This window comes from Nocardioides nitrophenolicus, assembly GCF_016907515.1.
GTDB lineage: Bacteria > Actinomycetota > Actinomycetes > Propionibacteriales > Nocardioidaceae > Nocardioides > Nocardioides nitrophenolicus.
This window is the reverse complement of record NZ_JAFBBY010000001.1, coordinates 679,793-703,132: the sequence shown is the minus strand read 5'-3', so window position 1 is coordinate 703,132 and position 23,340 is coordinate 679,793. Positions and strand designations below refer to the sequence as shown.

The following is a 23,340-nucleotide window of genomic DNA, read 5'->3' as shown; positions in this document are numbered from 1 at the left end:
GACGTTGCAGCCACGTTGCCGATCGGCTCAGCCGGCGAACTCGGCGTCGAGGCGGGCCAGCTGTCCGCTGGCGAGCGCCCACAGCGGCGATCCGGGAGGCAGCAGGTCGCGCTGCCGGGTCCACATCTCGTAGTCGTCGGCGCCCCAGGCCGATCGGGTCCACGACGACATCAGGTCGGGCTGGCCGGCGTGCAGCACGGCAGCGCGCAGCTGAGCGGTGAGTGCCTCGCGGAGCCGGACCACGCCGGGCGCGCTCGAACGGGGCAGCAGCGGACCCCGGAAGGCACGCACCGCGCCGGCGACGTCGCCGGAGGCGAGCATCGCCTCGACCGCGAGCCAGTCGCCACTGACGCCCGACAGCAGCCGATAGGGCCGGGAGCCGAAGAAGGTCTCGCCGAGCAGGTGCCGCAGCCGGTTGAGCTCCGCGCGCAGGGTCGAGGAGCCGCTCTCGTCCTCGTAGACCAGGACGCTCAGCTCGTCGCCGGACAGGCCGCGGGGCGCGCTCGCGAGCAGCAGGACCAGCTCGCTGTGACGAGGGGACAGGCGCAGCCGTCCGGTGTGGCCGCGATCGTCGTCCACCGCCAGCAGCGCCTCGTTGCGACCGAGCGCCTCGATCCGGACCGTCGCACGGCCGGCCCGCTCGGTGGGCTCGCGGGCGACGAGACGGTCCCGGGCCAGCTCGGCCTCCGCGAGCCGGACCGTGGCGCGGACCAGCGCCATGGTCTGGGGCACGACGATCTCGTCGCCGCCGGTGACGTCGAGGACGCCGAGCAGCCGTGAGCTCGCCGGGTCGTGGATGGGCGCGGCCGCGCAGCTCCACCCACGCACCGCGTGCCGGAAGTGCTCACCGCGCACGACGCTGCTCGGCTGGTCGAGGCGCAGCGCCAAGCCCGGAGCGTTGGTCCCCGCCAGCCGCTCGTCCCAGTTGCTGCCCTCGACGAAGCCGATCGACTCGGCCCGGCGCAGGGCGGTGCCGGATCCGCAGACCCAGAGCAGCTGTCCGGCCTCGTCGGCCACCGCCATCGTCGCGTCGCAGTCCCGGGCCGCCTGGCCGAGGACGTCGTCGAGGAGGGGGAAGACGGGGGCGAGCGGGTGCTGGGCGCGGGCCGAGCGCAGGTCGCCGTCGTCGAGGGTGATCGGCGCGGCCACCTCGTCGGCGGGCACACCCGCGGCCGCCGACCGGTGCCAGGACGCAGCGACCTCTGCCCGCATGCCGGCCTCCACCTCCTCACCGTGACAGCCGTCACGTTGCACCAGGGTTGCATCCGTACGGCGTGGCGACGGCTGGCTGGTCGGGTCGAGCCACCTCTCCGAACGGACGGTTCGGCCGCGGCGCTGTTGCGATGCGTTCGCAACAAGGCGAAGGCTGCGCTGGCATGACCACTGCCACACTGGCGGCCCCCAGGGGTCCGCGCCTGAGCGTCGAGGAGCGGCGCAGCCTCGCCAGGACGCTCGGCTTCGTGCTCCTCCTCCACCTGATCGGCTGGGGCCTGCTGGTGCTCGTGGTGGCGCCCCGCCACTTCGACGTCGGGGGCGGCGTCCTCGGCGTCGGGCTCGGGCTCACGGCGTACACGCTCGGCATGCGCCACGCCTTCGACGCCGACCACATCGCCGCGATCGACAACACCACCCGCAAGCTGATCGCGGACGGCCAGCGGCCGGTGAGCGTCGGCTTCTGGTTCAGCCTCGGGCACAGCTCCGTGGTGTTCGTCATGGTCATGGGCATCGCCCTCGGCGTGCGCGCGCTCGCCCGTGGCGTGGAGGACGACGACTCGGCGCTGCTGCGGGCCGCCGGCGTGTGGGGACCGAGCGTGAGCGGCGTCTTCCTGCTCACCGTCGGGCTCCTCAACCTGGTCGCCCTGGTCGGCATCGTTAAGGTCATCACGGCGATGCGCCGCGGCCACTTCGACGAGGCCGAGCTCGAGCGGCGGCTGCAGGCGAGAGGGGTGCTCAACCGGGTCCTGGGTCGGGTCAACCGCTCGGTCCGCAAGCCCTGGCACATGTACCCGATCGGGTTCCTGTTCGGGCTCGGCTTCGACACCGTCACCGAGATCGGCCTGCTCGTGCTGGCCGGCGGCGCCGCCGCGGCGAGCCTGCCGTGGTGGGCGGTGATCACCCTGCCGGTGCTGTTCGCCGCCGGCATGTCCCTGCTGGACACCTTGGACGGCGCCTTCATGAATCTCGCCTACGGCTGGGCGCTGACCCGTCCCGTGCGCAAGACGTACTACAACCTGGTAGTGACCGCCCTGTCCGTGGTGGTCGCGATGATCATCGGCGCGACGACCCTGGGCGCCATGCTCGGCGAGCAGGTCGGTGGCCCCTGGCGGGTCTTCACCCGGGTGGACCTCGAGTACGTCGGCTACGCCATCGTGCTGCTCTTCGTGCTCGCCTGGGGCGTCTCGACGGCGGTGTGGCGCATCGGCCGGGTCGAGGAGCGGTGGGGCGCCCGGTTGGAGCGTCCGACGGCCGCCGCGCAGCCGGCGACGGGTGCAACCAGATTGCAACCTTGATGCAACTACGGTGTGGCGACCGTCACTCGGAACCGAGCGAATGACGGGACTCAGGAGGTCCTTCGAGTGCTCGCCACGCCCGCACCACCGACTGCCGCCCGCGCCGACCGCCGACTGCTGAAGTTCCACGTGCCGGAGATGGTGTTCGGGCTCGGCTCGCTGGCCGAGGCGGGCTTCTGCGCGGGACGCCTCGGCGCCCGCCGGCCGTTCGTGGTGACCGATCCCGGGATCATCGACGCCGGCTGGGTGATGGAGCTGCTCGGGCATCTGTGCGAGGTCGGACTCGACCCCCAGGTCTGGTCGCGGATCAGTCCCAACCCCAAGGACCACGAGATCGAGGCCGCCCACGAGGCCTACGTCGAGCAGGGCGCCGACGTCATCGTGGGCATCGGGGGCGGATCGGTGCTGGACGCGGCCAAGGGGGTCGCGATCCTGAGCGGCAACGGCGGCTCGATCCACGACTACGCCGGCGTCGACCTCGTGACGCGGCCGATCCCGCCACTGCTGATGATCCCGACGACGGCCGGCACCGGCTCCGACGTCTCCCAGTTCTGCATCGTGACCGACACCGTGAACGCCGTGAAGATGACGATCATGGGCCGGTCGCTGGTGCCCGACATCTCGGTCACCGATCCGCGGCTGCTCACCACCATGCCGCACGACCTCGCGGCCGCGACCGGACTCGACGCGCTCACCCATGCCGTCGAGTCCTTCGTCTCCTTGGGCCACAACCCGCTCGCCGACGGGCACGCGCTGTCCGCGGCGCGCCTGGTCGGCAAGGCCCTGCGCCGCAACGTCGAGGCTCCCGGGGACGAGCGGGCCCGGCTCTGGATGGCCCAGGCCAGCCTCGAGGCGGGGCTGGCCTTCTCCAACAGCATCCTCGGCGCGACCCATGCCATGAGCCATCAGGTCGGCGGGCTCTTCGACCTGCCCCACGGCGTGGTCAACGGGGTGCTGCTGCCGCACGTCATCCGGTTCAACGCCGAGGTGGTGCCGGACCGGTTCGCGATGCTCGCCGAGGCGATGGGCCTGACCGTGCAGGGCATGCCCGAGCGTGAGGCGGCCGAGCTGCTGGCCGAGTACGTCCAGGACCTGGCCGAGTCGGTCGGCGCTCCCCGGAGCCTCGGCGCGCTCGGCGTGACGGCCGCCGACGTCGACCGCATGTCGGTGACGGCGACCCAGGACGCCTGCCTCGCCACCAACCCGCGGCCCGCCGACCAGGACGACATCGCGGGCATCTTCCGAGAGTCGCTGTGACCGCCCAGGCGCCCGCCGCGCAGGGGCCCAGCCAGGCCGCCGACGGCGGCGCCGACCTGCCGGACCTGGCCGCGCTGACCGGCGTCCGGTCGGGCAAGCAGACCTACTACTCGGCGTACCAGCGCTCGAACGAGCGACTCCAGCGCACGGTCACCGCGATGGACTCCATCTCCCGGGCCCTGGTCCACCCGGTGGAGGGCCCGCGGGCGCTGCTGGAGAAGATCGTCCGGGTGGCCTCCGGCCACCTCGACGCCCGCTGGACGGTCCTCGCGCTGGGCGCGCACGCGCTGCCGTCGACCCGGCCGCGCTTCCTCGCGGTCGACGCCGCCGGCCTGGTGAGCGACAGCCTGGAGGAGCTGCCCGCCGATGCGCGTGACGCCGTGGCGCGGGTGGTCGGGGGCGACCTGCCGCCCCGGGCCGTCGACAGCGCCACGGGGGTGGTCGTGCCGATGCTCATCAACGGCGGCGTCCTGGGCGGCCTGGCGGCCGCGCCCCGGTCCGACCTGCCGCTCGAGCCCCCGGACCTGTCGGTGCTCCACATCCTGGCGAACCTCGCGGCCGTCTCCCTGCACACCGGCGACCTGTACCGGACCGGACTGGCCCAGCAGCGGCGCGCGCAGCAGCTCTTCGACGAGGTCTCCGAGCAGGCGCGGACGCTGTCGTCGCGCACCGAGGAGCTGCGCGCGGCCGAGCAGCGGCTGAGAGTGGCCGACCAGCGCGAGCTGCTGGAGCGGGAGCGCCGTCGGATCGCCCTGGAGCTGCACGACAGCGTGGCCCAGACCGTGCTGAGCGCCGGCCTGGCCGTGGAGGTGCTGCGCGGTGAGTTCGGCAGCGGCGCCGGACCGCGCGGCCCCGTGGTCCCCGAGCTGGACCGCGCGCGCGACCTGATGGCGAAGGCGACCGAGCAGCTGCGGTCGGTCATCTACGCGCTGCACCACGAGCGGGCCGCCGAGGACGTGGCCAGCCTGCCCGAGCTGCTGGCCGAGGTCGCTGCCCAGCACCGGCCGCATCTGAGCGTGCGGCTCCGGATCGAGGGCAGCCCGGTGCCCCTCGGCACGGCGGCCGAGCACGCCCTGGCGCGGACCGCCGGCGAGGCGCTCTTCAATGTCGCCATGCACGCCGGCGCGACGAGGGCCCTGGTCCGGCTGCGCTATCTCGCGGACACGGTCGTGCTGCGGATCAGCGACGACGGCGACGGTGACCCGACGGCGATGCGGCGCACCATGCGCCTGGCCCGCCGGGGCGCTGCCGACGGCCGGCACCGCGGCCTGGTCGGCATGGCCCTGCGCGCCGAGGGGCTCGGAGGGAGCCTGTCGATCAGGCGCTCCCGCGCCGGTGGCGTCGCGATCGAGTCTCGGGTCCCACTGTCCGGCGCCGTGCTCGGCGCCGGGCCATCGACGGAGGAGAGAGTCAGATGAGTGCGTCCACGGTCGAACCCACCCGACTCGACGACCGTCCCGACGCGATCGGCGTCGTCCTCGTCGACGACCATGCGATCGTGCGCCAGGGCCTGTGCTCGGTGCTGGAGCGGGAGGGCGACCTGCGGATCGTGGGCGAGGCCGCGACCCCCGCCCAGGCGCTGGCCGTGGTCGCGGCGACCCGGCCCGACGTCGTACTGCTGGACCTGCGGCTCTCGCCGTCGGGCGACAACGAGGGCATCGAGCTGTGCGCCCGCCTGCACCAGGTCCATCCCGAGGTCGCGCTGCTCGTCCTCACCACGGTGATCGACGACCAGCTGGTCCTCGAGGCGATCCATCAGGGCGCGCGCGGGTACGTCGTGAAGGAGGTCGACACCACCGAGCTGGTCCGCGCGATCCGCGCCGTGCACCGCGGCGACAGCGCCTTCGACTCGCGCAGCGCGGCGGCGATGGTGCGCGGGATCAACGCGGAGACGGCCGCCGAGAACCGGCGGCTGACCGACCGCGAGCAGGACGTGCTGCGGCTGCTCGCGCGGGGCATGTCCAACCGCGACATCGGGCGCCAGCTCTTCATCTCCGACACGACGGCGAAGTTCCACGTCAGCAACATCATGCGCAAGCTGCAGGTGAGCCGTCGCGCGGAGGCGGTCTACGTCGCGAGCAAGGACGGCCTGATCTGACCTGTCGCGGTCGCGGGTGGGGGCGAGCTCACCGGCGGTCCAGCACCAGCCACCCGCCGTGGTGGTCGTGGACCCGCCAGCGCCAGCCGCTGTGCGCGCCGAGCTCGGCGAGGTCGTCGTGGTCGAAGGTACGCACGTGTCCGTACGCCGCGGTCGGCTCCTCCTCGTAGGGGACCGCGATGACGACCCGTTGCCGGGCCACCCGCCGCATCTCGTCCAGGACGGCCCGACCGTGCTCGGAGGACATGTGCTCGAGCAGGTGCAGCGCGACGACGGTGTCGAAGGAGGCGTCGGGGCGCGGCACCCGGGCGGCGTCGCAGACGAGGGTGTCCAGCCGGCGTCCGAGCCGCGGCGCGACCCGGGCCAGCAGGCGCACCGTGTTGGTGCTGAGGTCGCTCGCCGTCACCTCGAGGTGCCCGGCGCTGAGCAGGCTGAAGAAGCCGAAGCAGCTGCCCAGCTCCAACATGGAGCCGGGGGCGATCAGCTCGTGGGCGTGGCGGTACACCGGTGCGTAGCCGGCGAGCGAGCCCTCCACGAGGTCGTGGCCGCGGCGCCCGCCGCCCTCGGCCGGTGGTCCGGCGTGGGTGAGCCGGTCGAGGGTGTTGCGGTAGAACAGCGTCCATGCCGTCAGCGGGTCGGGCGAGATGCTGAGCACGATGCCGGTCATCAGCCGCTCGAAGAGCTCGCTGCCCTCCAACCAGCCCGGGGCGAAGAGCTCGCCGGCGATCAGTCCGGCGAGGTCGTTGTCGACCAGGTCCGCGGGGAGCTGGTGCACGAGGTGCAATCGCTCGCGGTCGGCCCAGAAGGCGAAGGAGGCGGTCCGGATCGCGTGCGGCGGGGCGGCCGCGCTCCGGCGAACCTCGACCAGAGCGTCGGCGTAGACGCCGGGGCGCTCGCTGTGGAGCGGATCGATCGGTGCGGCGGGCGTGGTCGTCATCGGAGCTCGGTCAGGTGCGCGGTGACCAGGTCGAGTCCGGCCAGGTCGCGGACGACGTGCACCCGGTCGCAGTGCGCGGCGTACGCGGGAAGGTCGCAGCTGCCGAGCGTCCACGAGTACCGCGGCTCGGGGGTGATCCAGATCGTCTCGCGGGCGCGGCGGGCGATCTCCTCGAAGGCGCCGAGCCCGGGGTCGTTGCCGTTGCCGCGCCCGTCGCCCAGGACCACCACCGTCGTACGCCGGTTGACCCCGCCCCCGAACTCGTCGAGGAGCTGACCGAAGGCCGACCCGTAGTCGGAGTCGGTGTCGACGTCGAGCACGCCGCCCGCGGGCAGCCCGGACAGGGTGAGCGAGAGCGCCTCCTCCATCGGGTGCTCGGCGAACAGGTCGCTCACCTCGACCAGGTCGGAGACGAAGGCGAAGGTCCGCACGTGGGAGGCCATGCCCTGCAGGCCGTGGACCAGCTGCAGCGTGAAGCGGGCCGCGGCCCGGACGGAGAGCGAGACGTCGGCCAGCACGAGCAGGCGTGGACGATCGGTCACCTTCGCGACCGTCACTGGGCGGAAGGGCACTCCGTCGCTGCGCAGGTTGCGGCGCATCGTGCGGGAGCCGTCGATGCTGCCGCGCGCGGCCTCCCGGCGCCGCGACCGGGGTGCCCCGTGGAGGCTGCGGACCAGCCGGCGCAGCGACTCCTCCAGAGTGGCCCGCTCGGCCTCGCCGATCCGGTCGATCTCGCGGGCCCTGATCTCGCGGGACTCGATCGCGGCGTCGGTGGCGAGCAGCTCCTCCAGGTGGCGCTGCAGCGCCTCGGGCAGGCCGTCGAGGAGACCGGAGAGCGCGGTGCGCAGCGCCGCCAGGTCGCCGGCGTCGACCGTGCTGCCCTCCCCCCGCTCGTCGTCGCCCTCGTCGAGCCAGGCCAGCAGCGCCAGCTCCTCGGCGACCGTCAGCTCCGAGTCGAGCCGGGTCCCCGTCCGGTCGGCGAGCCGGCCCGGCCGGCCCGGGTTGTGCAGCCGCGAGGTGTCGAGCTGGACCCGGGCGGCGTTCGCGGGCGAGGCGGCGCCGTCGTTGGAGAGCACGATCTCGTCGGTCATCGCGGCGAGGTCGAGCTTGTTCGCCTCCTGGTGCAGGTTGTACTGCTGGGCGAGATCCTCGGGGTCGAAGAAGTCCCTGATGTCCTGGGGCTTGCCGTGGCTGTGTCCCTGGCTGGGGGTCCGGCCCGGCTCCTCGGACAGCACGAACTCGTCGAGCTCGCCGTCGTCCTGGAGGTCGTCGTGGGCATGGGAGTGCCCGTGTTCCTCGGGGGAGTCGAGGACCGCCCGCAGCCGGAAGAAGCGGTCGAAGACCCGGTCGAAGGCGGCCTCGTCGCGCTGGTCCTTGACCAGCGTCACGCGCAGCGCGCTGCGGAGCAGCTCGCGGTTCCCGAGCACCCCCGGGGCGCCGGCGGCGCGGGAGGCGTCGACCACCTCGGAGATGCCGATCCGGATGCCGTGCAGCCGCAGCAGCCGCACGAAACGGTGCAGGGCGCCGTCCATGACCCAGTGCCTCCGGCGTCAGAAGGGCCGGCGGCGCGAGCCGAACGAGCGGGCGCCCTGGCCGGCCGGGACGGAGCGGGCCGGGCCCATGCTGCCGGTGCCGTAGTACGCCTCGTCGTGGCGGCCGGGCTGGTCCTTGGCCCGGCGCACCTCGGCGCCGTCGGGCCCCTCGGAGCCGGATGGGATCTCGTGATCGTGCCCGTGGTCGTGGGCGTGGTCGTGGCCATGCCCGTGCCCGTGGCCGTGCTCCGGCAGGTGGTCGGGGACGACCGCGTTCGGGTCGACCAGCCGCGGCAGCGCGTCGAGGGCGCGCCGCAGGTCGCGCTCGTACTTCACCACGACGTTGGCCGTCGCGGCCAGCGTCTGGGCCGTGAGCTCCTCGGCGCCGAGCACCGAGAGGGTGCGGGCCCAGTCGACCGTCTCGGAGATGCTCGGCGCCTTGCGCAGGTCGAGCTCGCGCAGCCCCCGCACCACGCCGACCAGCTGGCGGGCCAGCTCGTCGGAGAGCCCGGTCCGCTTGGATCTGATGATGTCGAGCTCCCGCTCGGCGTCCGGGTAGTCGAGGAAGAGATGGAGGCAGCGCCGCTTGAGCGCCGCCGACAGGTCGCGGGTGTTGTTGGACGTGAGGATGACGTACGGCGTGTGCCGGGCCCGGAAGGTGCCCAGCTCCGGGACGGAGACCTGGTACTCGGCGAGCAGCTCGAGCAGGACGGCCTCGAGCGCCTCGTCGGCGCGGTCGACCTCGTCGACCAGCAGGACGACCGGCTCCTCGGAGCGGATCGCCTCGAGCAGCGGGCGGGCGGCCAGGAAGCGCTCGGAGAAGAACACGCTCTCCTCGCCCGCGAGGGTGTCCACCGCGCCGGCGAGGTCGGGGGAGTCGGCGACCAGCGCGCCGACCTTCTCCCGCATCAGCTGGGTGTAGAGCAGCTGCTTGCCGTAGTCCCACTCGTAGAGCGCGGTGGTCTCGTCCTGGCCTTCGTAGCACTGGAGGCGCAGCAGCCGGCGTCCGGTCACCTCGGCCAGTGACTTCGCGAGCTGGGTCTTGCCCACGCCCGCCGGACCCTCGAGCAGGATCGGCTTCTCCAGGTGGGCCTGGAGGAAGACGGTGGTCGCCAGGCGCTCGTCGGCGAGATAGCCGTGCTCGGCGAACTGGTCGATGACGTCGGCGACGTCGGCGAAGCCGGCGGGATCGCGCACGGCGTCGAGGGGTCGGGCGGACATGGCTGCCTCCTGGGGGCGACGGGCGGTGGATTGGTGCGTGGATCGGTCCGGCCCGGGGGCACGTGCCCCCGGCTCACCCGGGCCGGACCGGGTCACGGGGTGGCTCAGGACAGGAGATCGTCCAGGTGACCGGTCATGCAGTGCGCCACGACCGGACGGACGGTCTCGAAGGTGCACTCCTTCGCGTTGCCCGGGGTGCAGGCGTCGCCGAGCACGTGGTGGGTGATCCGGTCCACGTCGGCGTCGTCGCCCTTGATCACCTTCGCGTTCTCGTAGTACGCGGTCGGACCCTGGCCGAGCCGGTTCTTGGAGTAGGTGTCCTGGGTGACCGAGACGAAGTTCTCCGGGATGCCCACGTCGCGCAGCAGCCGGATCGCGGCGGCGAGCGCGGCGTCGGCGGCCTGCGGCTTGGTCATCCCGTGGGTGTCGACGCCCATGGCCTCGGCGATGTCCGCGAACCGGCCGTACTGCGCCGGCATGTTGAACGCCCAGACCCGGGGGAGCGCGATCGCGTTGTTGAGCCCGTGGTGGGTGTCGTAGAACGCCGAGACGGCGTGCGAGATCGAGTGGATGATGCCGAGGCCGCCGGAGTTGAACGCCTGGGCGGCGATGTACTGGGCGTACATCATCCCCTCGCGCCCCTTCAGGTCCTGGCCGTTCCAGACCGCCTCGCGCAGGTTCTCCGCGGTCAGCTTGATCGCGCGGATCGCGTTGCCCAGCGAGGGCTCGAAGTTGAGTCGCGAGACGTAGGGCTCAGAGGCGTGGGCGAGCACGTCGAAGCCGCACTGGGCGGTGTAGTCGACCGGGCAGTCGAAGTAGAGCACCGGGTCGTCGATGGCGAGGGTGGCCACCGAGGCGTCGTCGAAGGCGACGTACTTGTGCGGGTTCTCGGGGTCCGTGGTGGTGTCGGTGATGACGTAGGCCCACGAGGTCTCGGAGCCGGTGCCGGCGGTGGTGGAGACGGCGATGTGCGGCGGGTTGTTGGGGTTCTCGGACTTGTTGAAGCCCTCGAAGTCGTTGACATTGCGGCCGTCGTGGGCGACCGAGATCCGCGCGCCCTTGCAGGCGTCGTGCGAGGAGCCGCCACCGATGGAGATGAACGAGTCGCACTTGTTCTGCTGGTACAGGGCCACCGCGTCCATGACGTTGTAGTCCTTGGGGTTGGACTCGACCTTGTCGTACACGACGGCGTCGAGGCCGTGGTACTTCAGCGAGTCGACGATCTTCTGGACGACATTCGTGCCGCGCAGGCCCGACGTCATGACGAGGGGCTTGGTGAAGCCGAGCTTGATGGCCTCCGGACCGATGAGCTCGTGCGCTCCGGGACCCATGAGCGCCCGCGGGAACGGGTGGAACTCCTTGATCGGGAACGGCTTGAGCAGTTCGTCAACCTGCATGAGGAACCTCCTGGTGGGACGTGCTGACGACCGGAACGTAAGGCCGGTCACAGGCCGGTGGGGAGGACGGGAAACGCAAACCATCCGGCGTGAGGAGCGTGAGCCCCACGGATGGTCCGGGCGCGACCTGCCCGATCGGAGAGGGCGCCGGCCCGGCGTTGCTCGGCACCTCGCAGAACCTCTCCGATCGGGCAGGTCGATGTGCACTTCCGGACGGCGCTGAGCGTGCGCCGGCGCGCCTAACGTCACTTTCGTCCGTTCGAACCGCACGCGAAGGAGTTCAGCCATGAACGCTCAGCACCCCGCTCCCGCTCCCGCCGACACCGACCCGACCGACACCGACCTGGTCGACGCCGACCTGCTCGTCGAGGAGGTCTCGATCGACGGCATGTGCGGCGTGTACTGACCCGACGGGACGCCTCGAGATGACCTCCTTCGACCCCCACCGGGCGTGGCGGCGCACGCCATCGGTCGTGCTCCGGCCCGAGCCGTTCGGCGCCCTGGTCTACGACTTCGGGTCGCGCCGCCTGTCGTTCCTCAAGGACCTCGCCCTGGTGCGGGTCGTGGAGGCCCTCGACGACTCCGCCTCGGCGTACGCCGCACTCGACGTCGCCGGAGTCGCCGAGGACGACCGCCGCCGCCATCTCGCCGCCCTGGCCGCCCTCGCCCGGTCGGGAATGATCAGCCCACGTCAGGAAGTGACCGTCTCATGACCATCCTCGAAGAGCGTGCGACCTCGGGCCCCGTGCCCCGGCTCGTCGACCAGTTCGAGCTCGGGCTCGACGCCCCGATCTGTCTCACCTGGGAGCTCACCTACGCCTGCAACCTCGCCTGCGTGCACTGCCTGTCGTCCTCGGGACGCCGCGATCCGCGCGAGCTCTCCACGGAGCAGGCCAAGGCCGTCATCGACGAGCTGCAGCGGATGCAGGTGTTCTACGTCAACATCGGCGGTGGCGAGCCCACGATCCGCCCGGACTTCTGGGAGCTGCTGGAGTATGCCGTCGACCATCAGGTCGGCGTGAAGTTCTCCACCAACGGCGTGCGGATCACCCCCGAGCGGGCGGCCTGGCTCGCCGCCTCCGACTACGTCGACGTCCAGATCTCGCTGGACGGCGCCACGGCGGAGGTCAATGACGCCGTGCGCGGGCGCGGCTCCTTCGACACCGCGATCCGGGCGCTGGCCAACCTGCAGGAGGCGGGCTTCGCGGACGCCAAGATCTCGGTCGTGGTCACCCGCGAGAACGTGCGCCAGCTCGACGAATTCCAGGCGCTGGCGGACCGTTACGGCGCGACGCTCCGGATCACCCGGCTGCGTCCGAGCGGCCGGGGCGCCGATGTCTGGGACGAGCTGCACCCCACGGCCGAGGACCAGCGCTTCCTCTATGACTGGCTGGTCGCGAAGGGCGAGCGCGTCCTCACCGGCGACTCGTTCTTCCACCTGGCGGCCTTCGGCGACGCGCTGCCCGGCCTGAACCTGTGCGGCGCCGGGCGTGTCGTGTGTCTGATCGACCCCGTCGGGGACGTCTATGCCTGTCCGTTCGCCATCCACGACAAGTTCCTCGCCGGGAACCTGCTGACCGACGGCGGCTTCCGCAACGTGTGGCAGGACTCCGCGCTCTTCCGGGAGCTGCGGCTGCCGACGTCCGGGGGAGCGTGCCGGTCGTGCTCGGCGTACGACGCCTGCCGTGGCGGCTGCATGGCCGCCAAATTCTTCACCGGGCTGCCGCTCGACGGGCCCGATCCCGAGTGCGTCAAGGGCAACAGCCACACGGCGCTGGCCGAGCGGGACCGCTCCGGCCTCCCGCAGCCGTCCCAGGACCACTCCCGGCCCGCGACCGTCGTCCTGGGCATGCCCGGCCGGCCGACGAGACTGCCGGACCGGTTCTGCGACGAGAGCCCCCTCTAGGAGGCGAGCACGATGGAGCCGGCCCGCTCGACCTGGCCCGAGCTCGGCGCCAGCCGCGACCTGCCGCCGGGCACGACGGTCCGGCTGCTCGCGAGCACCTGGCGAGGGGAGGGCGGCCGCGCGCTGTTCGGCGGTGCGCCGTCGCGCATGCTCTTCCTGAGCCCGGCGGCGGTCGGGCTCCTCGCCGGCGCCGAGCTCGTCGTCGATGCGCCGCCCAGCGCGCGCCTGGCCCGGATGCTGCTCGACCGCGGTCTCGCCGAGGTCGACGGGGGCCGGGTCCCGTGGCGGCTCGACGACGTGACGGTGGTGGTCCCGGTCAAGGACCGCCCCGAGAGCCTGGCCCGGCTCCTCGGCGCGCTGCGTGGCCTCCGGGTGGTGGTCGTCGACGACGGCTCGACCGATCCGGACGCGACGGCGGCCGTCGCGGCCCACCAGGGCGCCGAGCTGGTCCGCCATCCGGTGTGTCGCGGTCCCGCGGCGGCCCGCAACACCGGGCTGCGGGCCGTGCGGACCGAGCTCGTCGCGTTCGTCGACTCCGACGTGGTGCCCACCACCGGCTGGCTGGGACCCCTGCTGCTGCAGCTGACCGACCCGGCTGTGGGAGTGGTGGCCCCTCGGATCGCCGGACTCGGCGACGGGCGCGGCCGGGTCGCGCGCTACGAGGCCGTGCGCTCGTCGCTGGACCTGGGCGCCGTCGGCGCGCTCGTCGTCCCCGGCGGACCGGTGCCCTACGTCCCGTCGGCCTGTCTCGTGGGCCGGGTCGGCGCGTTCGGGGAGGGCTTCGACGAGCGGATGCGGGTGGGGGAGGACGTCGACCTGGTCTGGCGCACGGTCCGCGACGGCTGGGCGGTTCGCTATGTGCCCGAGGCGGTCGTGGCCCACGAGCACCGCGCCGCGCCGCGCGCCTGGCTGGCACGCAAGGCGTTCTACGGCACGAGCGCCGCGCCGCTCGCGCTGCGGCACGGCGACGCGGTGGCGCCCGTCGTCGCCGGGCCCCTCACCGTGGCCGTGGCGCTGGTGCTCGTGGTGCAGCGCCCGTGGGCACTCGGGGTGGCCGCCGGCGTGGGCGCAGGGGTGGTCGCCCGCACCGCCGGCGCGATGGGCGCCAGTGAACGCCCCTGGGGCGTCGCCATCCGGCTCGCGCCCTACGGCGTCGCGGCCGCGGCCCAGCAGTGCGCGGCGGCGATGAACCGGCACTGGTGGCCGCTCATGGTCCCTGCCGCCCTGCTCTCGCGTCGGGCACGACGGGCCTGGCTGGCCGGCGCGGTGCTCGACGGCCTGGTCGAGTGGGTGCGCTCCCGGCCCGACCTGGACCTGTCGACGTACCTCGTGCTGCGGCGGCTCGACGACCTGTCCTACGGCGCGGGGCTGTGGTGGGGTGCGGTCCAGCACACCACCACGGCCCCGCTCCGACCGGCGGTGCCGTTCCTGCATCGGGTCAGGCGCGGATCGGCGCGCCGAGCGGAAGCGCGCGCCCGCCGGTGGCCTGCGACATCGCGTCGAGGAAGAGGTAGGCCCCGACGCTGACGAAGGCGAAGACGGTGTACCCGCCGATCCGGGTCAGCTCGGTACTGCCCTGCGCGGTGCCGAGCAGGACCAGGAGCAATGCGAGGTCGATCAGGCCGAACAGGACCGTGAAGGCACGGGGCAGGCGCAAGGTCGCGAGCGTCAGCAGCACGATCACGGCGAGCCACGAGCCGAGGAAGAGCTCCTGGGTCCGGACCGCGTCGGCGGGGACGATCCCGAACCAGCCGTGGGCGAGGCCGAGCACGAGCGCCGCGTAGCTGGACCAGAAGCCGGTGAAGATTCCGAAGATGGCGGCCACCGCGTTCTGGTTCAGGCGCGTGGCCCACACGGCCGCGACCGCCTGGCCGAACGCGGTGGCCGTGGCGATGATCGGGATCGACGCGGCGCCGGCGCTCGCCGGCACGAAGCCGACCAGGACCAGGCCCAGGGCCACGGAGCCGACCAGGAAGGTCGGCACGCCGATCAGGCCGGGATTGCCGTCGGGGACGAGGGTTTCAGCGGACATCAGTACCTCCAGGGGATTGTGGTCCCCGTCACTGTGCCGACCTCCTCGGCCGCTCCACACCCTGCGAGCAGGCCGCAGTTGGGACTGCCCGGACGGAGGGGATCGGCTCGCCCGACGGCCGGGCCGCCCGCGACGTGCAACGTGATTGCAGCACCGGCCCGGATAGTGTCCGCCGCATGCGCCTGCTTCTCATGGGTCCGCCCGGTGCCGGCAAGGGCACCCAGGCCGCCGCCATCGCCGAGCGCTTCGGCGTTCCCGCGGTCTCGACCGGTGACATCTTCCGCGCCAACGTCGCGGGCCTGACGCCGCTCGGGCGCACGGCGCGGCGGTTCATGGACGCCGGCGAGTACGTGCCCGACGAGGTCACCAACGCCATGGTGGCCGACCGGCTCGCGGAGGCCGACTGCGACGCCGGCTTCCTCCTCGACGGCTATCCGCGCACCCTCCAGCAGGTCACCGCGCTCGACGAGATGCTCGAGCGGGACGGGGCCGCGCTGGACGCGGTGGTCCTGCTCGAGGCCGACCCCGACGAGCTGGTGCGCCGGCTGCTGCTGCGGGCGCAGCAGCAGGGCCGCGCGGACGACACCGACGCGGTGATCCGGCGCCGGCTCGACGTCTACGCCGGCGAGACCGCGCCCCTCGCCGCCGAGTACGACGGCCGGCGACTGCTCGCGACGGTCGACGGCCTGGGGGCGGTCGACGAGGTCGCGCAGCGGATCCTCGCGGCGCTGGCGTCCCTGTCGGCGCGTCCGGTCTCGCGCTGACCTCGCGCTGACCTCGCGCCGGCCTCGCGCCGGCTCAGGCCGGCTCAGGCCGGAAGGACCACGCATGCCTCGGGGACCACGGCGACGCTGGTGTGCGCCCGTTCGACGACGGCCGTCGCGATCGACCCGGTGACGAGGCGGCCCACGGTGTCGAGGGGATGACGACCGACGACGACGAGGTCCCAGGCCGCGCTGCGGCCGCCGAGCACGTCGTCGACGAGTCCGTGGGTGACGCGGAGCGTCACCGGGACGTCGGGGAACTTCTCGGAGAACCCGGCGACGGTCTCGGCGAGCAGCAGGTGGGCCTCGTCCTCGGGCCCCAGGTCGACGTCCTCGACGCGCACGTTGCGCAGCCCGGCCACGGCGGCGACGACGTCCCACACGCAGTGGACGACCGTGAGCGCCTGCCCGCGGAGGGAGGCCTGGGTGAAGGCGAAGTCGAGGACGCCGAGCGAGGACTCGGTGCCGTCGACGCCGACGAGCACGCCCGTGCGGCGCTGCTCCTCGGCCCGGGGCCGGCACACGACGACGGGGCAGTACGACAGCCGGCTGACGGTGGCGCTCACCGAGCCCAGCAGCATCGTGCGCACCGTGCCGCGCCCGCGTGAGCCGACCACGATCAGGTGCGCCTCGCGGGAGAGCTCGACCAGCGTGCCGCGGGGGTCGTCGGCGGCGGTCAGGCCGATCACCTCGACGTCGGGGGCGAGCTCGCGCGCGAGCCGGACCGCCTCGGCGTTGGTGCGGTGCACCGCGCCCTCGTCGACGCTGAGGACCACGAGCGGACGGCGCTCGAGCGCCGCCTGCTCCGCGGCCCAGGCGATCGCGCGGGCGGCGTGCTTGGAGCCGTCGGCTCCGACGACGATGCTTCCGGGACGCAGGGTGGTGGTGCTCACGGCGGCTCAGCTCTCTTCCGGCGCGTCGGCCTGCGGTACGACGGCCACGGTGGTGTGCGATCGCTCGACGACGGACGTGGCGACCGCGCCGGTGACCAGGCGCAGCAGCGAGTCGACCGGGTGTCGCCCGACGACGATCAGGTCCCACTGGGCGCTACTGTCGCTGAGGCAGTCCTCGGCCATCCCGCGGGCGAGGCGGAGGTCGAGCGGCACCTCGGGGAACTTCGACGAGATCCCGGCGACGCTCTCGCCGAGCAGGACCCGGTACTGGTCGAGACCGGCCTCGCGGGGCGACACCATCACAGGACCGTGGACGGCGCCCACCTCGTCCCAGACGGCGTGCACGACGGTGAGCGGCAGGTTCGTGAGCGAGGCCTGCTGGAAGGCGAACTCGATGACGGGCAGCGACTCGGGCGTGCCGTCCGCGCCGACGAGGATGCCCAGCCGGCTCTGCTCCTGACGGCCTCGGGGCCGGCAGACGACGACCGGGCAGCCCGAGTCGCGGCTGACCGCGGCGCTCACCGAGCCGAGGAGCTTGCTGCGCAGCGCGCCGCGGCCGCGCGAGCCCAGCACGATCAGGTGCACGTCGCGCGAGATCTCCACCAGGAGGTGACGGGGATCCCCGATCCGCGCGACCGTCGTGACGTCGAGGCCGGGGTGCAGGTGGAGGGCGACCTCGGCCGCCTCCTGGGCCACGGCCCGCCCGCCCGCGAGCAGCTGCTCGGGGTCGTAGGCGTAGACGGCACCCAGGCCGCCCCAGGCCGAGGCCGGGACGTCCGGGCTGTGGATGGTGGTGACGACGGTCAGCGGCCGCCGCTCCAGGAACGCCTGCTCGGCGGCCCAGTGCACCGCGCGGTCCGCGTCGTCGGAGCCGTCGACGGCGACGACGATGCTGTTGGCGGGGATCGGGTGCTCGCCCGTGGACTCAGTCGTGGTCATGGGTCCAGCCTCCGGAGTCCCGCGTCGCGGCGGTACGGGCCGACGCCCCCGACCTGGCGGGACCTTCGGCCCGCCGCTCCAGGCGGACGGTCAGGTCGACGAGGTCTAGACCGGCGCTGCCGTGGGTGATCCAGAGCACCGCGCGCTCGCGCGGCCCCGCCAGCACCTCGCGGGCCAGCGCCTCGGCCGTCGGGTGGTCGAGATGAGCGGTCGGCTCGTCGAGCACCAGCACCGGGTGCGCGGCGAGCAGCGAGCGGGCGATGCCCAGACGGGCCCGCTCGCCGCCGGAGAGGCCGCCGTGACCGGCGCCCAGCCAGCTGCCGAGTCCGTCGGGGAGCCCGTCCAGCCAGGCCCCGAGGTGGGCCCGGCGCAGGGCGTCCTCGACCTCGGCGTCGCTCGCGGTGGGGCGGGCGAGGCGGACGTTCTCGACCAGGGTGGTGGCGAACACATAGGGGTCGTCGTCGACCAGCCCGACCCGCCGTCGTACGTCGTCGGGGGCGAGGTGCTCGAGCGTGGCGCCGCCGAGCCGGGCCGCTCCGGACACCGGGTCGAGGAAGCGCAGCAGCACGGCGGCGAGCGTGCTCTTGCCCGACCCGGACGGCCCGACGACCGCGACCCGGGAGCCGGGCGCCAGGTCGAGGCTGACTGGCCGGGTCAGCGGCGCACGCAGGTCCCACCGTGCCGTCACCTCGTCGAGCTCGACGCCGTCCCCGAGCGGAGCGGTGCGGCTCGGGAGGTCCGCGACCGCCGGAGGCGTGCTCTCCAGCGCGCGCAGGCGCTCGTCGGCCGCGGCGGTCCGCGCGGCGAGCACGCCGGCGTCGGCGGCGGGTGCGGCGACGTCCGCGAGGGCGAGGGGCAGCAGGACCAGCAGCGCCATGACGGGACCGGAGAGGGTCCCCTCGGCCACCGGGCCGGCGGTGAGCGCCGCCATCCCCACGACGGCGGTGCCGCTGCCCACCAGGACGAGGGCCCGGGCCGCGGTGAGCCAGCGGGTCGCGGTCGCCGACACCGCGCCGATCCGGGCACCGATCGCGGCCACGCGGTCGGCCGTCGCCAGCGACCGCTGCCACATCCGCAGCTCACCGCCGACCTGGACCGCCTCGACGACGGTCTCGGACAGTTCGGCGCGCAGCGCGACCAGGCGGCGCTCCGCGGTGCGGGCTCCATGACGTGCCAGCAGGAAGGCGAGTCCACCCGACACCGCCAGGGCCGCCACGACGGCGCCGGCGGGGGCCAGGAACGAGCTCGCGACCAGGCTCGCCATCGTCGCGACCAGGCCGAGCTGCACCAGCGGCATCCGCACCCGCAGCTGCCGGTCGACGACGCTGTCGACGTCGTCGACCACGCTGCTGAGCAGGTCGCCGCGGCGCCGGCCCAGCCGTGCGGGCACGAGGGGCACCAGGGCGTCGTACACCTCGACCCGGCGCCGGGCCAGGAGCCGCAGCGCCGCGTCGTGCGACCAGAGCCGCTCGACGTAGCGCAGGACGGGGCGGGCCAGCCCGAAGGCCCGCACGCCGACCACGGCGACGAGCAGGGTCAGCACGGCCGGGCGGGTCGACGCCTGGACGATCAGCCATCCGGCGGTCGCCGTCAGGGCCACGCCGGACGCCGAGGCGAGGGAGCCGACGACGGTGGCGCCGAGCAGCCGGCGGCGCTCGGGGTCGGCGGCCGCGACCGGTCGGGTGGACGCGGCAGGGAGTGGCGCGGGGCGCGCCACGGCCGGCGCTCGATCGGGGGTGGCCGGGGCGGGGGCCGCCGGGAGCTCGATGCGCCGGTCGGCGATGCCGACCAGGCGCGGCCGGTGGGCCACGACCAGGACGCCGCGATCCCGCCCGAGGGCGAGGATGGTGTCGGCGATGACCTGCTCGGTGAGGTCGTCGAGGTGGGCGGTCGGCTCGTCGAGGAGCACCCACGGCCGGTCGGCGAGCACGACCCGGGCCAGGGCCAGCCGGGCCCGCTCGCCGGCGGACAGGGTCAGGCCGTCCTCCCCGAGCGCCGTGGCGATCCCCTCGGGAAGGGCGCGCACCCGCTCCTCCAGGGCGACCTCCCGCAGCGCCGCCCAGAGCTGGTCGTCACTCGCACTCGGCCGCGCGATCCGGAGGTTCTCGGCGATGCTGCCGGCCACGAACCGCGGCTGCTGGGGCAGCCAGGCCACCTGCGACTGCCAGTCCGGACCGCCCACCGGGCGGCCACCGGCGGCGATCGTGCCGTCCTGGAGCGGCACCAGGCCGGCGATCGCCGCGAGCAGGGTGGACTTGCCGCATCCCGACGGCCCGGTGAGCGCGGTGACACCGCGCGCCGGGACCAGTGCGGTGACCTCGTGGACCGCGGGCCGGGCCCGCCCCGGCCAGGTGACGCCGACCCGCTCCAGGACGAGCGGAGAGTCCGGCGGTGCCGTGCGGTCGGCGTCGGCCTCGGGTGTCGCGGCCAGCACGTCGTGGACCGCGGCGAAGGTCGTCGCACCCTCGGCGGCGGCGTGGAACTCCGCACCGACCCGGCGCAGCGGCCAGTACGCCTCGGGGGCGAGCAGCAGGACGACCAGGGCGGTGTGCAGCCCCAGGCCGCCGCCGGCGAGGCGGACGCCGACCGTCACGGCGACCAGGGCCACCGACAGGGTCGCCACCAGCTCGAGCACGGCCGAGGAGGCGAAGGCGATCCGCAGGGTGCCCAAGGACGCCCTCCGGTAGCGGTCGGTGACCTCCCCGATCCGCGCCGACTGGGCGCGCGCCCGCCGATGGGCGACGAGGGTGGGCAGGCCGCGGACCACGTCGAGGAAGTGGCCCGAGAGCGACGCCATCGCCCGCCACTGCTCCTCGGCCCGGTCGCGGGTGGCGAGCCCGACCAGGGCGCCGAAGACCGGCACGAGGGGGAGGGTGGCCAGGACGATGACCGCGCTGAGCAGGTCCTGGCTCGCGATCGCCACCACCGTCAGCGGCGGCAGGACGGCGGCGACCACCAGGGCGGGCAGGTAGCGGGTCACGTAGGGCTCGACCGCGGCGACGCCGCGGGTGGCGAGCACGGCCTCCGCGCCGGTGCCCGCGGCGGGCCCGGCCCGGTCGACGTACGCGCGGACCAGACGGTGCCGCAGCACCGTCCCGATCACCGAGGCGGCGCGCGCGGCGCACAGGTCACCGGCCGCGCCGCTCAGCGCCCGCGCGCCGAGGGCGGCGACGACGGCCAGCGCCCAGCCGGTGAGCTCCTGGCCGCGCAGGACGGCGACCAGCAGGCCGGTCACCGCCCAGGCCTGCGCCAGCACCACGACGCCGCCCATCACGCCGGCCGCCACGACCCCCGCGAGCTCGGCCCGCGCCGGGGCCAGGAGCGCGCGCAGGCGCGGGTCCGACGGCCTCATCGGGCGCCCGCGGTCCCGGCCGGCGCCGCCGCGGGGATGTGGTGGGTGGCGATCCGCTTGCGGAAGACCCAGTAGGTCCAGCCCTGGTAGGCCAGCACGAGCGGCGTGAACACCACGGCGGTGACCGTCATGATCCTCAGGGTGTACGCCGTCGCAGCAGCGTTGGTCGTGGTCAGGCTGGTCCCGTCAGCGAGCGTCGTCGGCATCACGTCCGGGAACAGGGCCAGGAAGAGACCGGCGACCGCGAGCCCGATCGCCACGAACGTCCCGAGGAAGGCCCAGCCCTCACGGCCAGCCCGCGCGGCCAGGCCGGCGCCGACCAGGCCGACCGCGGCGGCCACGAAGGCGACCGCCGAGCCGGTGCTGCCCGTCTGCTGCTGGGTCCAGGCCAGGAAGGCCACCGCCAGCACCGCGGTCATGGCGACCAGCGGCACCGCCAGCCGCCGCGCCCGGTGCCGGATCTCGCCGTCGGTCTTGAGTGCGACGAAGAGCGCCCCGTGGGTCAGGAACAGCGCCAAGGTGGTCAGTCCGCCGAGCAGCGCGTACGGGTTGAGCAGGTTGAGGAAGCCGCCGGCGTACTCGAGGTCCGCGTCGATCGGCACGCCCCGCAGGATGTTCGCGAACGCCACTCCCCACAGCAGCGACGGCACGAACGAGCCCACGATGATGGCCAGGTCCCACCGGCTCTTCCAGCGCAGGTCGGGCCGCTTGGCGCGGTACTCGAACGCCAGCCCGCGGACGATGAGTGCGAGCAGGATCAGCAGCAGGGGCAGGTAGAACCCGCTGAACAAGGTGGCGTACCACTCCGGGAAGGCGGCGAACGTCGCGCCGCCGGCGACCAGCAGCCAGACCTCGTTGCCGTCCCACACGGGACCGATGGTGTTGATCATGACGCGCCGCTCGGTGTCGTCGCGGCCCAGCACGGGCAGCAGCATGCCGACCCCGAAGTCGAAGCCCTCGAGGGTGAAGTAGCCGATCCACAGGACGGCGATCAGGATGAACCAGACGGTGGTGAGCTCCATGACGGTGTCTGTCTCCGGTTCTCAGTAGGCGAAGGCGAGCGGACGGTCCTCGCCTCGGTCGGCATCGGTCGGTACGTCGGGAGGCAGGTCGTCGGCGCCCTTGCGGATCCAGGTCAGCATCAGCCGCACCTCGATCACCGCGAGCACGCCGTACACCGCGGTCAGGGCGATCAGCGAGGTCCACGCCTCGCCGGTCGAGAGCCCGGGGGACACCGAGTGCTCGGTCGTCATCAGGCCGAACACCGCCCACGGCTGGCGGCCCAGCTCGGTGAAGATCCAGCCGAACGAGTTGGCCAGCAGCGGCAGGAAGGGCAGCGCGATCGCGGCGGCCAGCACGGTGCGGCCGGTGGGGGTCCGGCCGCGCCGGGTGGCCCACAGGATCCACGCGGCGATCGCCGCCGCGGCCATGCCCAGGCCCATCATCAGCCGGAACGTCCAGTAGGTCAGTGGGATCACGGGGGTGTAGTCGCCGGGGGAGTAGTAGGCCGCGCCGGGGTCGGTGCCGTAGGTCTCGCGGTACTTGGCCCGCAGGTCGTTGATCCCCTGGACCTCGCCGCCGGGCGTCCCGGTGGCGAGGAAGGAGAGCAGCCCGGGGATCTTCACCGAGAAGGTCTCGTGCTCGCCGTCGAGGGTGCCGAGCTGGAAGACCGAGAAGTCGGCGGGCGCCTCGGTCTCGTACAGGCCCTCGGCCGCGGCCATCTTCATCGGCTGGACCTCGGTCATGATCTTGCCCTGGACGTCGCCGCTGACGACCACGCCGAGCGCGGCGACGAGCACGATCCAGGCGCCGGTACGCACGGCGGGCCGGTAGAGCCGGCGGTCCTCGTCGGTGCGGGCCCTGCGCAGGTGCCACAGCGCGACGCCGACCACGAACGCCGCGCCCGTCAGGTAAGCCGAGAGCACGACGTGGGGGAAGGTGACGAGCTGGACCTTGTTGAACAGCACCGCGGCGAAGTCGTTCATCTCCGCCCGGCCGGTCTCGGGGTTGAAGGCGTAGCCCACCGGGTGCTGCATCCAGGAGTTCGCCGCGAGGATGAAGTACGCCGAGAACAGCGTCCCGACGTGCACCAGGACGATGCACGCGGCGTGCAGGCGGGGCGAGAGCCGGTCCCAGCCGAAGATCCACAACCCGAGGAAGGTGGACTCGAGGAAGAAGGCGAGCAGCCCCTCGACGGCCAGCGGGGCGCCGAAGACGTCGCCGACGAAGCGGGAGTAGTCGCTCCAGTTCATCCCGAACTGGAACTCCTGCACGATGCCGGTCACCACGCCGATCGCGAAGTTGATGAGGAACAGCTTCCCGAAGAACTTCGTCAGCCGCAGCCAGCGCTCGTCGCGGGTGCGCAGCCAGGTGATCTCGTAGCCGGCGATGATCGCGGAGAGACCGATCGTGATCGGGACGAAGAGGAAGTGGTAGACGGTCGTGATGGCGAACTGCCATCGGGCGATGTCGGTCGGGTCCACGGGAGCTCCTGGCTGGATC

The 23,340-nt window shown here is 73.5% G+C and carries 20 protein-coding genes; 9 read left to right on the top strand and 11 right to left on the bottom strand.

The annotated features are described in order from the left end of the window. Positions 1 to 27: 27 nt before the first annotated feature. The gene (locus JOD66_RS03355) at positions 28 to 1,212 is read right to left on the bottom strand and encodes a GAF domain-containing protein (RefSeq protein WP_204835521.1); all 1,185 of its coding nucleotides are present in this window, start codon (positions 1,210 to 1,212) and stop codon (positions 28 to 30) included. A 164-nt stretch (positions 1,213 to 1,376) separates the two neighbouring features. Here JOD66_RS03355 and nicT point away from each other — a divergent pair, with 164 nt between their 5' ends. The 4 genes from nicT to JOD66_RS03335 all read left to right on the top strand — a co-directional run bounded on the left by nicT (position 1,377) and on the right by JOD66_RS03335 (position 5,865). After that, positions 1,377 to 2,510: a Nickel transporter NicT gene (gene nicT, locus JOD66_RS03350; RefSeq protein ID WP_204835520.1), complete on the top strand. Its 1,134-nt coding sequence runs from the start codon at positions 1,377 to 1,379 to the stop codon at positions 2,508 to 2,510. Positions 2,511 to 2,576: 66 nt separating this feature from the next. Beyond that, a complete protein-coding gene (locus JOD66_RS03345) occupies positions 2,577 to 3,767 on the top strand; it encodes an iron-containing alcohol dehydrogenase (RefSeq protein ID WP_307823271.1) in 1,191 nt (396 codons plus the stop codon). Next, the gene (locus tag JOD66_RS03340) at positions 3,764 to 5,185 is read left to right on the top strand and encodes a sensor histidine kinase (RefSeq protein ID WP_307823270.1); all 1,422 of its coding nucleotides are present in this window, start codon (positions 3,764 to 3,766) and stop codon (positions 5,183 to 5,185) included. Before JOD66_RS03345 ends, JOD66_RS03340 begins: the two co-directional genes overlap by 4 nt. Next, on the top strand, positions 5,182 to 5,865 hold the full coding sequence (locus JOD66_RS03335) for a MadR family response regulator transcription factor (protein WP_204835519.1): 684 nt from the start codon (positions 5,182 to 5,184) through the stop codon (positions 5,863 to 5,865). The genes JOD66_RS03340 and JOD66_RS03335 overlap by 4 nt, the downstream gene beginning before the upstream one ends. 28 nt (positions 5,866 to 5,893) lie before the next feature. On the opposite strand, the gene mftM is transcribed toward JOD66_RS03335, so the two are convergent. The 4 genes from mftM to mdo form a co-directional block, all read right to left on the bottom strand. Then, a complete protein-coding gene (gene mftM / locus JOD66_RS03330) occupies positions 5,894 to 6,802 on the bottom strand; it encodes a mycofactocin oligosaccharide methyltransferase MftM (protein WP_204835518.1) in 909 nt (302 codons plus the stop codon). Continuing rightward, positions 6,799 to 8,334 carry a VWA domain-containing protein gene (locus JOD66_RS03325; protein WP_204835517.1) on the bottom strand — a complete coding sequence of 512 codons (1,536 nt, stop codon included), beginning with the start codon at positions 8,332 to 8,334 and terminating at the stop codon, positions 6,799 to 6,801. Before JOD66_RS03325 ends, mftM begins: the two co-directional genes overlap by 4 nt. Positions 8,335 to 8,352: 18 nt before the next feature. After that, entirely contained in the window at positions 8,353 to 9,555 is a 1,203-nt protein-coding gene (locus JOD66_RS03320) for an AAA family ATPase (protein ID WP_204835516.1), read from the bottom strand. A gap of 104 nt (positions 9,556 to 9,659) precedes the next feature. Further along, positions 9,660 to 10,952: an NDMA-dependent methanol dehydrogenase gene (gene mdo, locus JOD66_RS03315; protein WP_204835515.1), complete on the bottom strand. Its 1,293-nt coding sequence runs from the start codon at positions 10,950 to 10,952 to the stop codon at positions 9,660 to 9,662. A 286-nt stretch (positions 10,953 to 11,238) separates the two neighbouring features. Between mdo and mftA the strand changes: the two genes are divergently transcribed. From mftA to mftF, 4 genes are read left to right on the top strand one after another with little or no spacing between them, the layout of a single operon-like run. Next, positions 11,239 to 11,358 (top strand): mycofactocin precursor MftA, encoded by a 120-nt coding sequence (gene mftA / locus JOD66_RS03310; protein ID WP_204835514.1) that lies wholly within the window; start codon positions 11,239 to 11,241, stop codon positions 11,356 to 11,358. A gap of 19 nt (positions 11,359 to 11,377) precedes the next feature. Next, positions 11,378 to 11,665, top strand: coding sequence for a mycofactocin biosynthesis chaperone MftB (gene mftB, locus JOD66_RS03305; RefSeq protein ID WP_204835513.1), 288 nt, complete (start codon positions 11,378 to 11,380; stop codon positions 11,663 to 11,665). Further along, positions 11,662 to 12,858: a mycofactocin radical SAM maturase gene (mftC, locus tag JOD66_RS03300; RefSeq protein WP_204835512.1), complete on the top strand. Its 1,197-nt coding sequence runs from the start codon at positions 11,662 to 11,664 to the stop codon at positions 12,856 to 12,858. The genes mftB and mftC overlap by 4 nt, the downstream gene beginning before the upstream one ends. A gap of 12 nt (positions 12,859 to 12,870) precedes the next feature. Further along, on the top strand, positions 12,871 to 14,385 hold the full coding sequence (mftF, locus tag JOD66_RS03295; RefSeq protein WP_204835511.1) for a mycofactocin biosynthesis glycosyltransferase MftF: 1,515 nt from the start codon (positions 12,871 to 12,873) through the stop codon (positions 14,383 to 14,385). Here the strand turns inward: mftF and JOD66_RS03290 are convergent. Then, a complete protein-coding gene (locus JOD66_RS03290; protein ID WP_204835510.1) occupies positions 14,297 to 14,890 on the bottom strand; it encodes a GPR1/FUN34/YaaH family transporter in 594 nt (197 codons plus the stop codon). The genes mftF and JOD66_RS03290 overlap by 89 nt on opposite strands. 176 nt (positions 14,891 to 15,066) lie before the next feature. On the opposite strand from JOD66_RS03290, the gene JOD66_RS03285 reads away from it, so the two are divergent. Further along, on the top strand, positions 15,067 to 15,654 hold the full coding sequence (locus tag JOD66_RS03285) for an adenylate kinase (protein ID WP_204835509.1): 588 nt from the start codon (positions 15,067 to 15,069) through the stop codon (positions 15,652 to 15,654). A gap of 44 nt (positions 15,655 to 15,698) precedes the next feature. Here JOD66_RS03285 and JOD66_RS03280 read toward each other — a convergent pair whose 3' ends face one another. The 5 genes from JOD66_RS03280 to JOD66_RS03260 are packed head-to-tail and all read right to left on the bottom strand — an operon-like array spanning position 15,699 to position 23,321. Continuing rightward, a complete protein-coding gene (locus tag JOD66_RS03280; protein WP_204835508.1) occupies positions 15,699 to 16,547 on the bottom strand; it encodes a universal stress protein in 849 nt (282 codons plus the stop codon). A 6-nt stretch (positions 16,548 to 16,553) separates the two neighbouring features. Beyond that, a complete protein-coding gene (locus tag JOD66_RS03275) occupies positions 16,554 to 17,486 on the bottom strand; it encodes a universal stress protein (protein WP_204835507.1) in 933 nt (310 codons plus the stop codon). After that, positions 17,473 to 20,838 (bottom strand): thiol reductant ABC exporter subunit CydD, encoded by a 3,366-nt coding sequence (gene cydD, locus JOD66_RS03270; protein ID WP_204835506.1) that lies wholly within the window; start codon positions 20,836 to 20,838, stop codon positions 17,473 to 17,475. Before cydD ends, JOD66_RS03275 begins: the two co-directional genes overlap by 14 nt. After that, entirely contained in the window at positions 20,835 to 21,860 is a 1,026-nt protein-coding gene (cydB, locus tag JOD66_RS03265; RefSeq protein WP_204835505.1) for a cytochrome d ubiquinol oxidase subunit II, read from the bottom strand. Before cydB ends, cydD begins: the two co-directional genes overlap by 4 nt. Positions 21,861 to 21,881: 21 nt before the next feature. After that, entirely contained in the window at positions 21,882 to 23,321 is a 1,440-nt protein-coding gene (locus JOD66_RS03260; RefSeq protein ID WP_204835504.1) for a cytochrome ubiquinol oxidase subunit I, read from the bottom strand. Positions 23,322 to 23,340 lie beyond the last annotated feature (19 nt).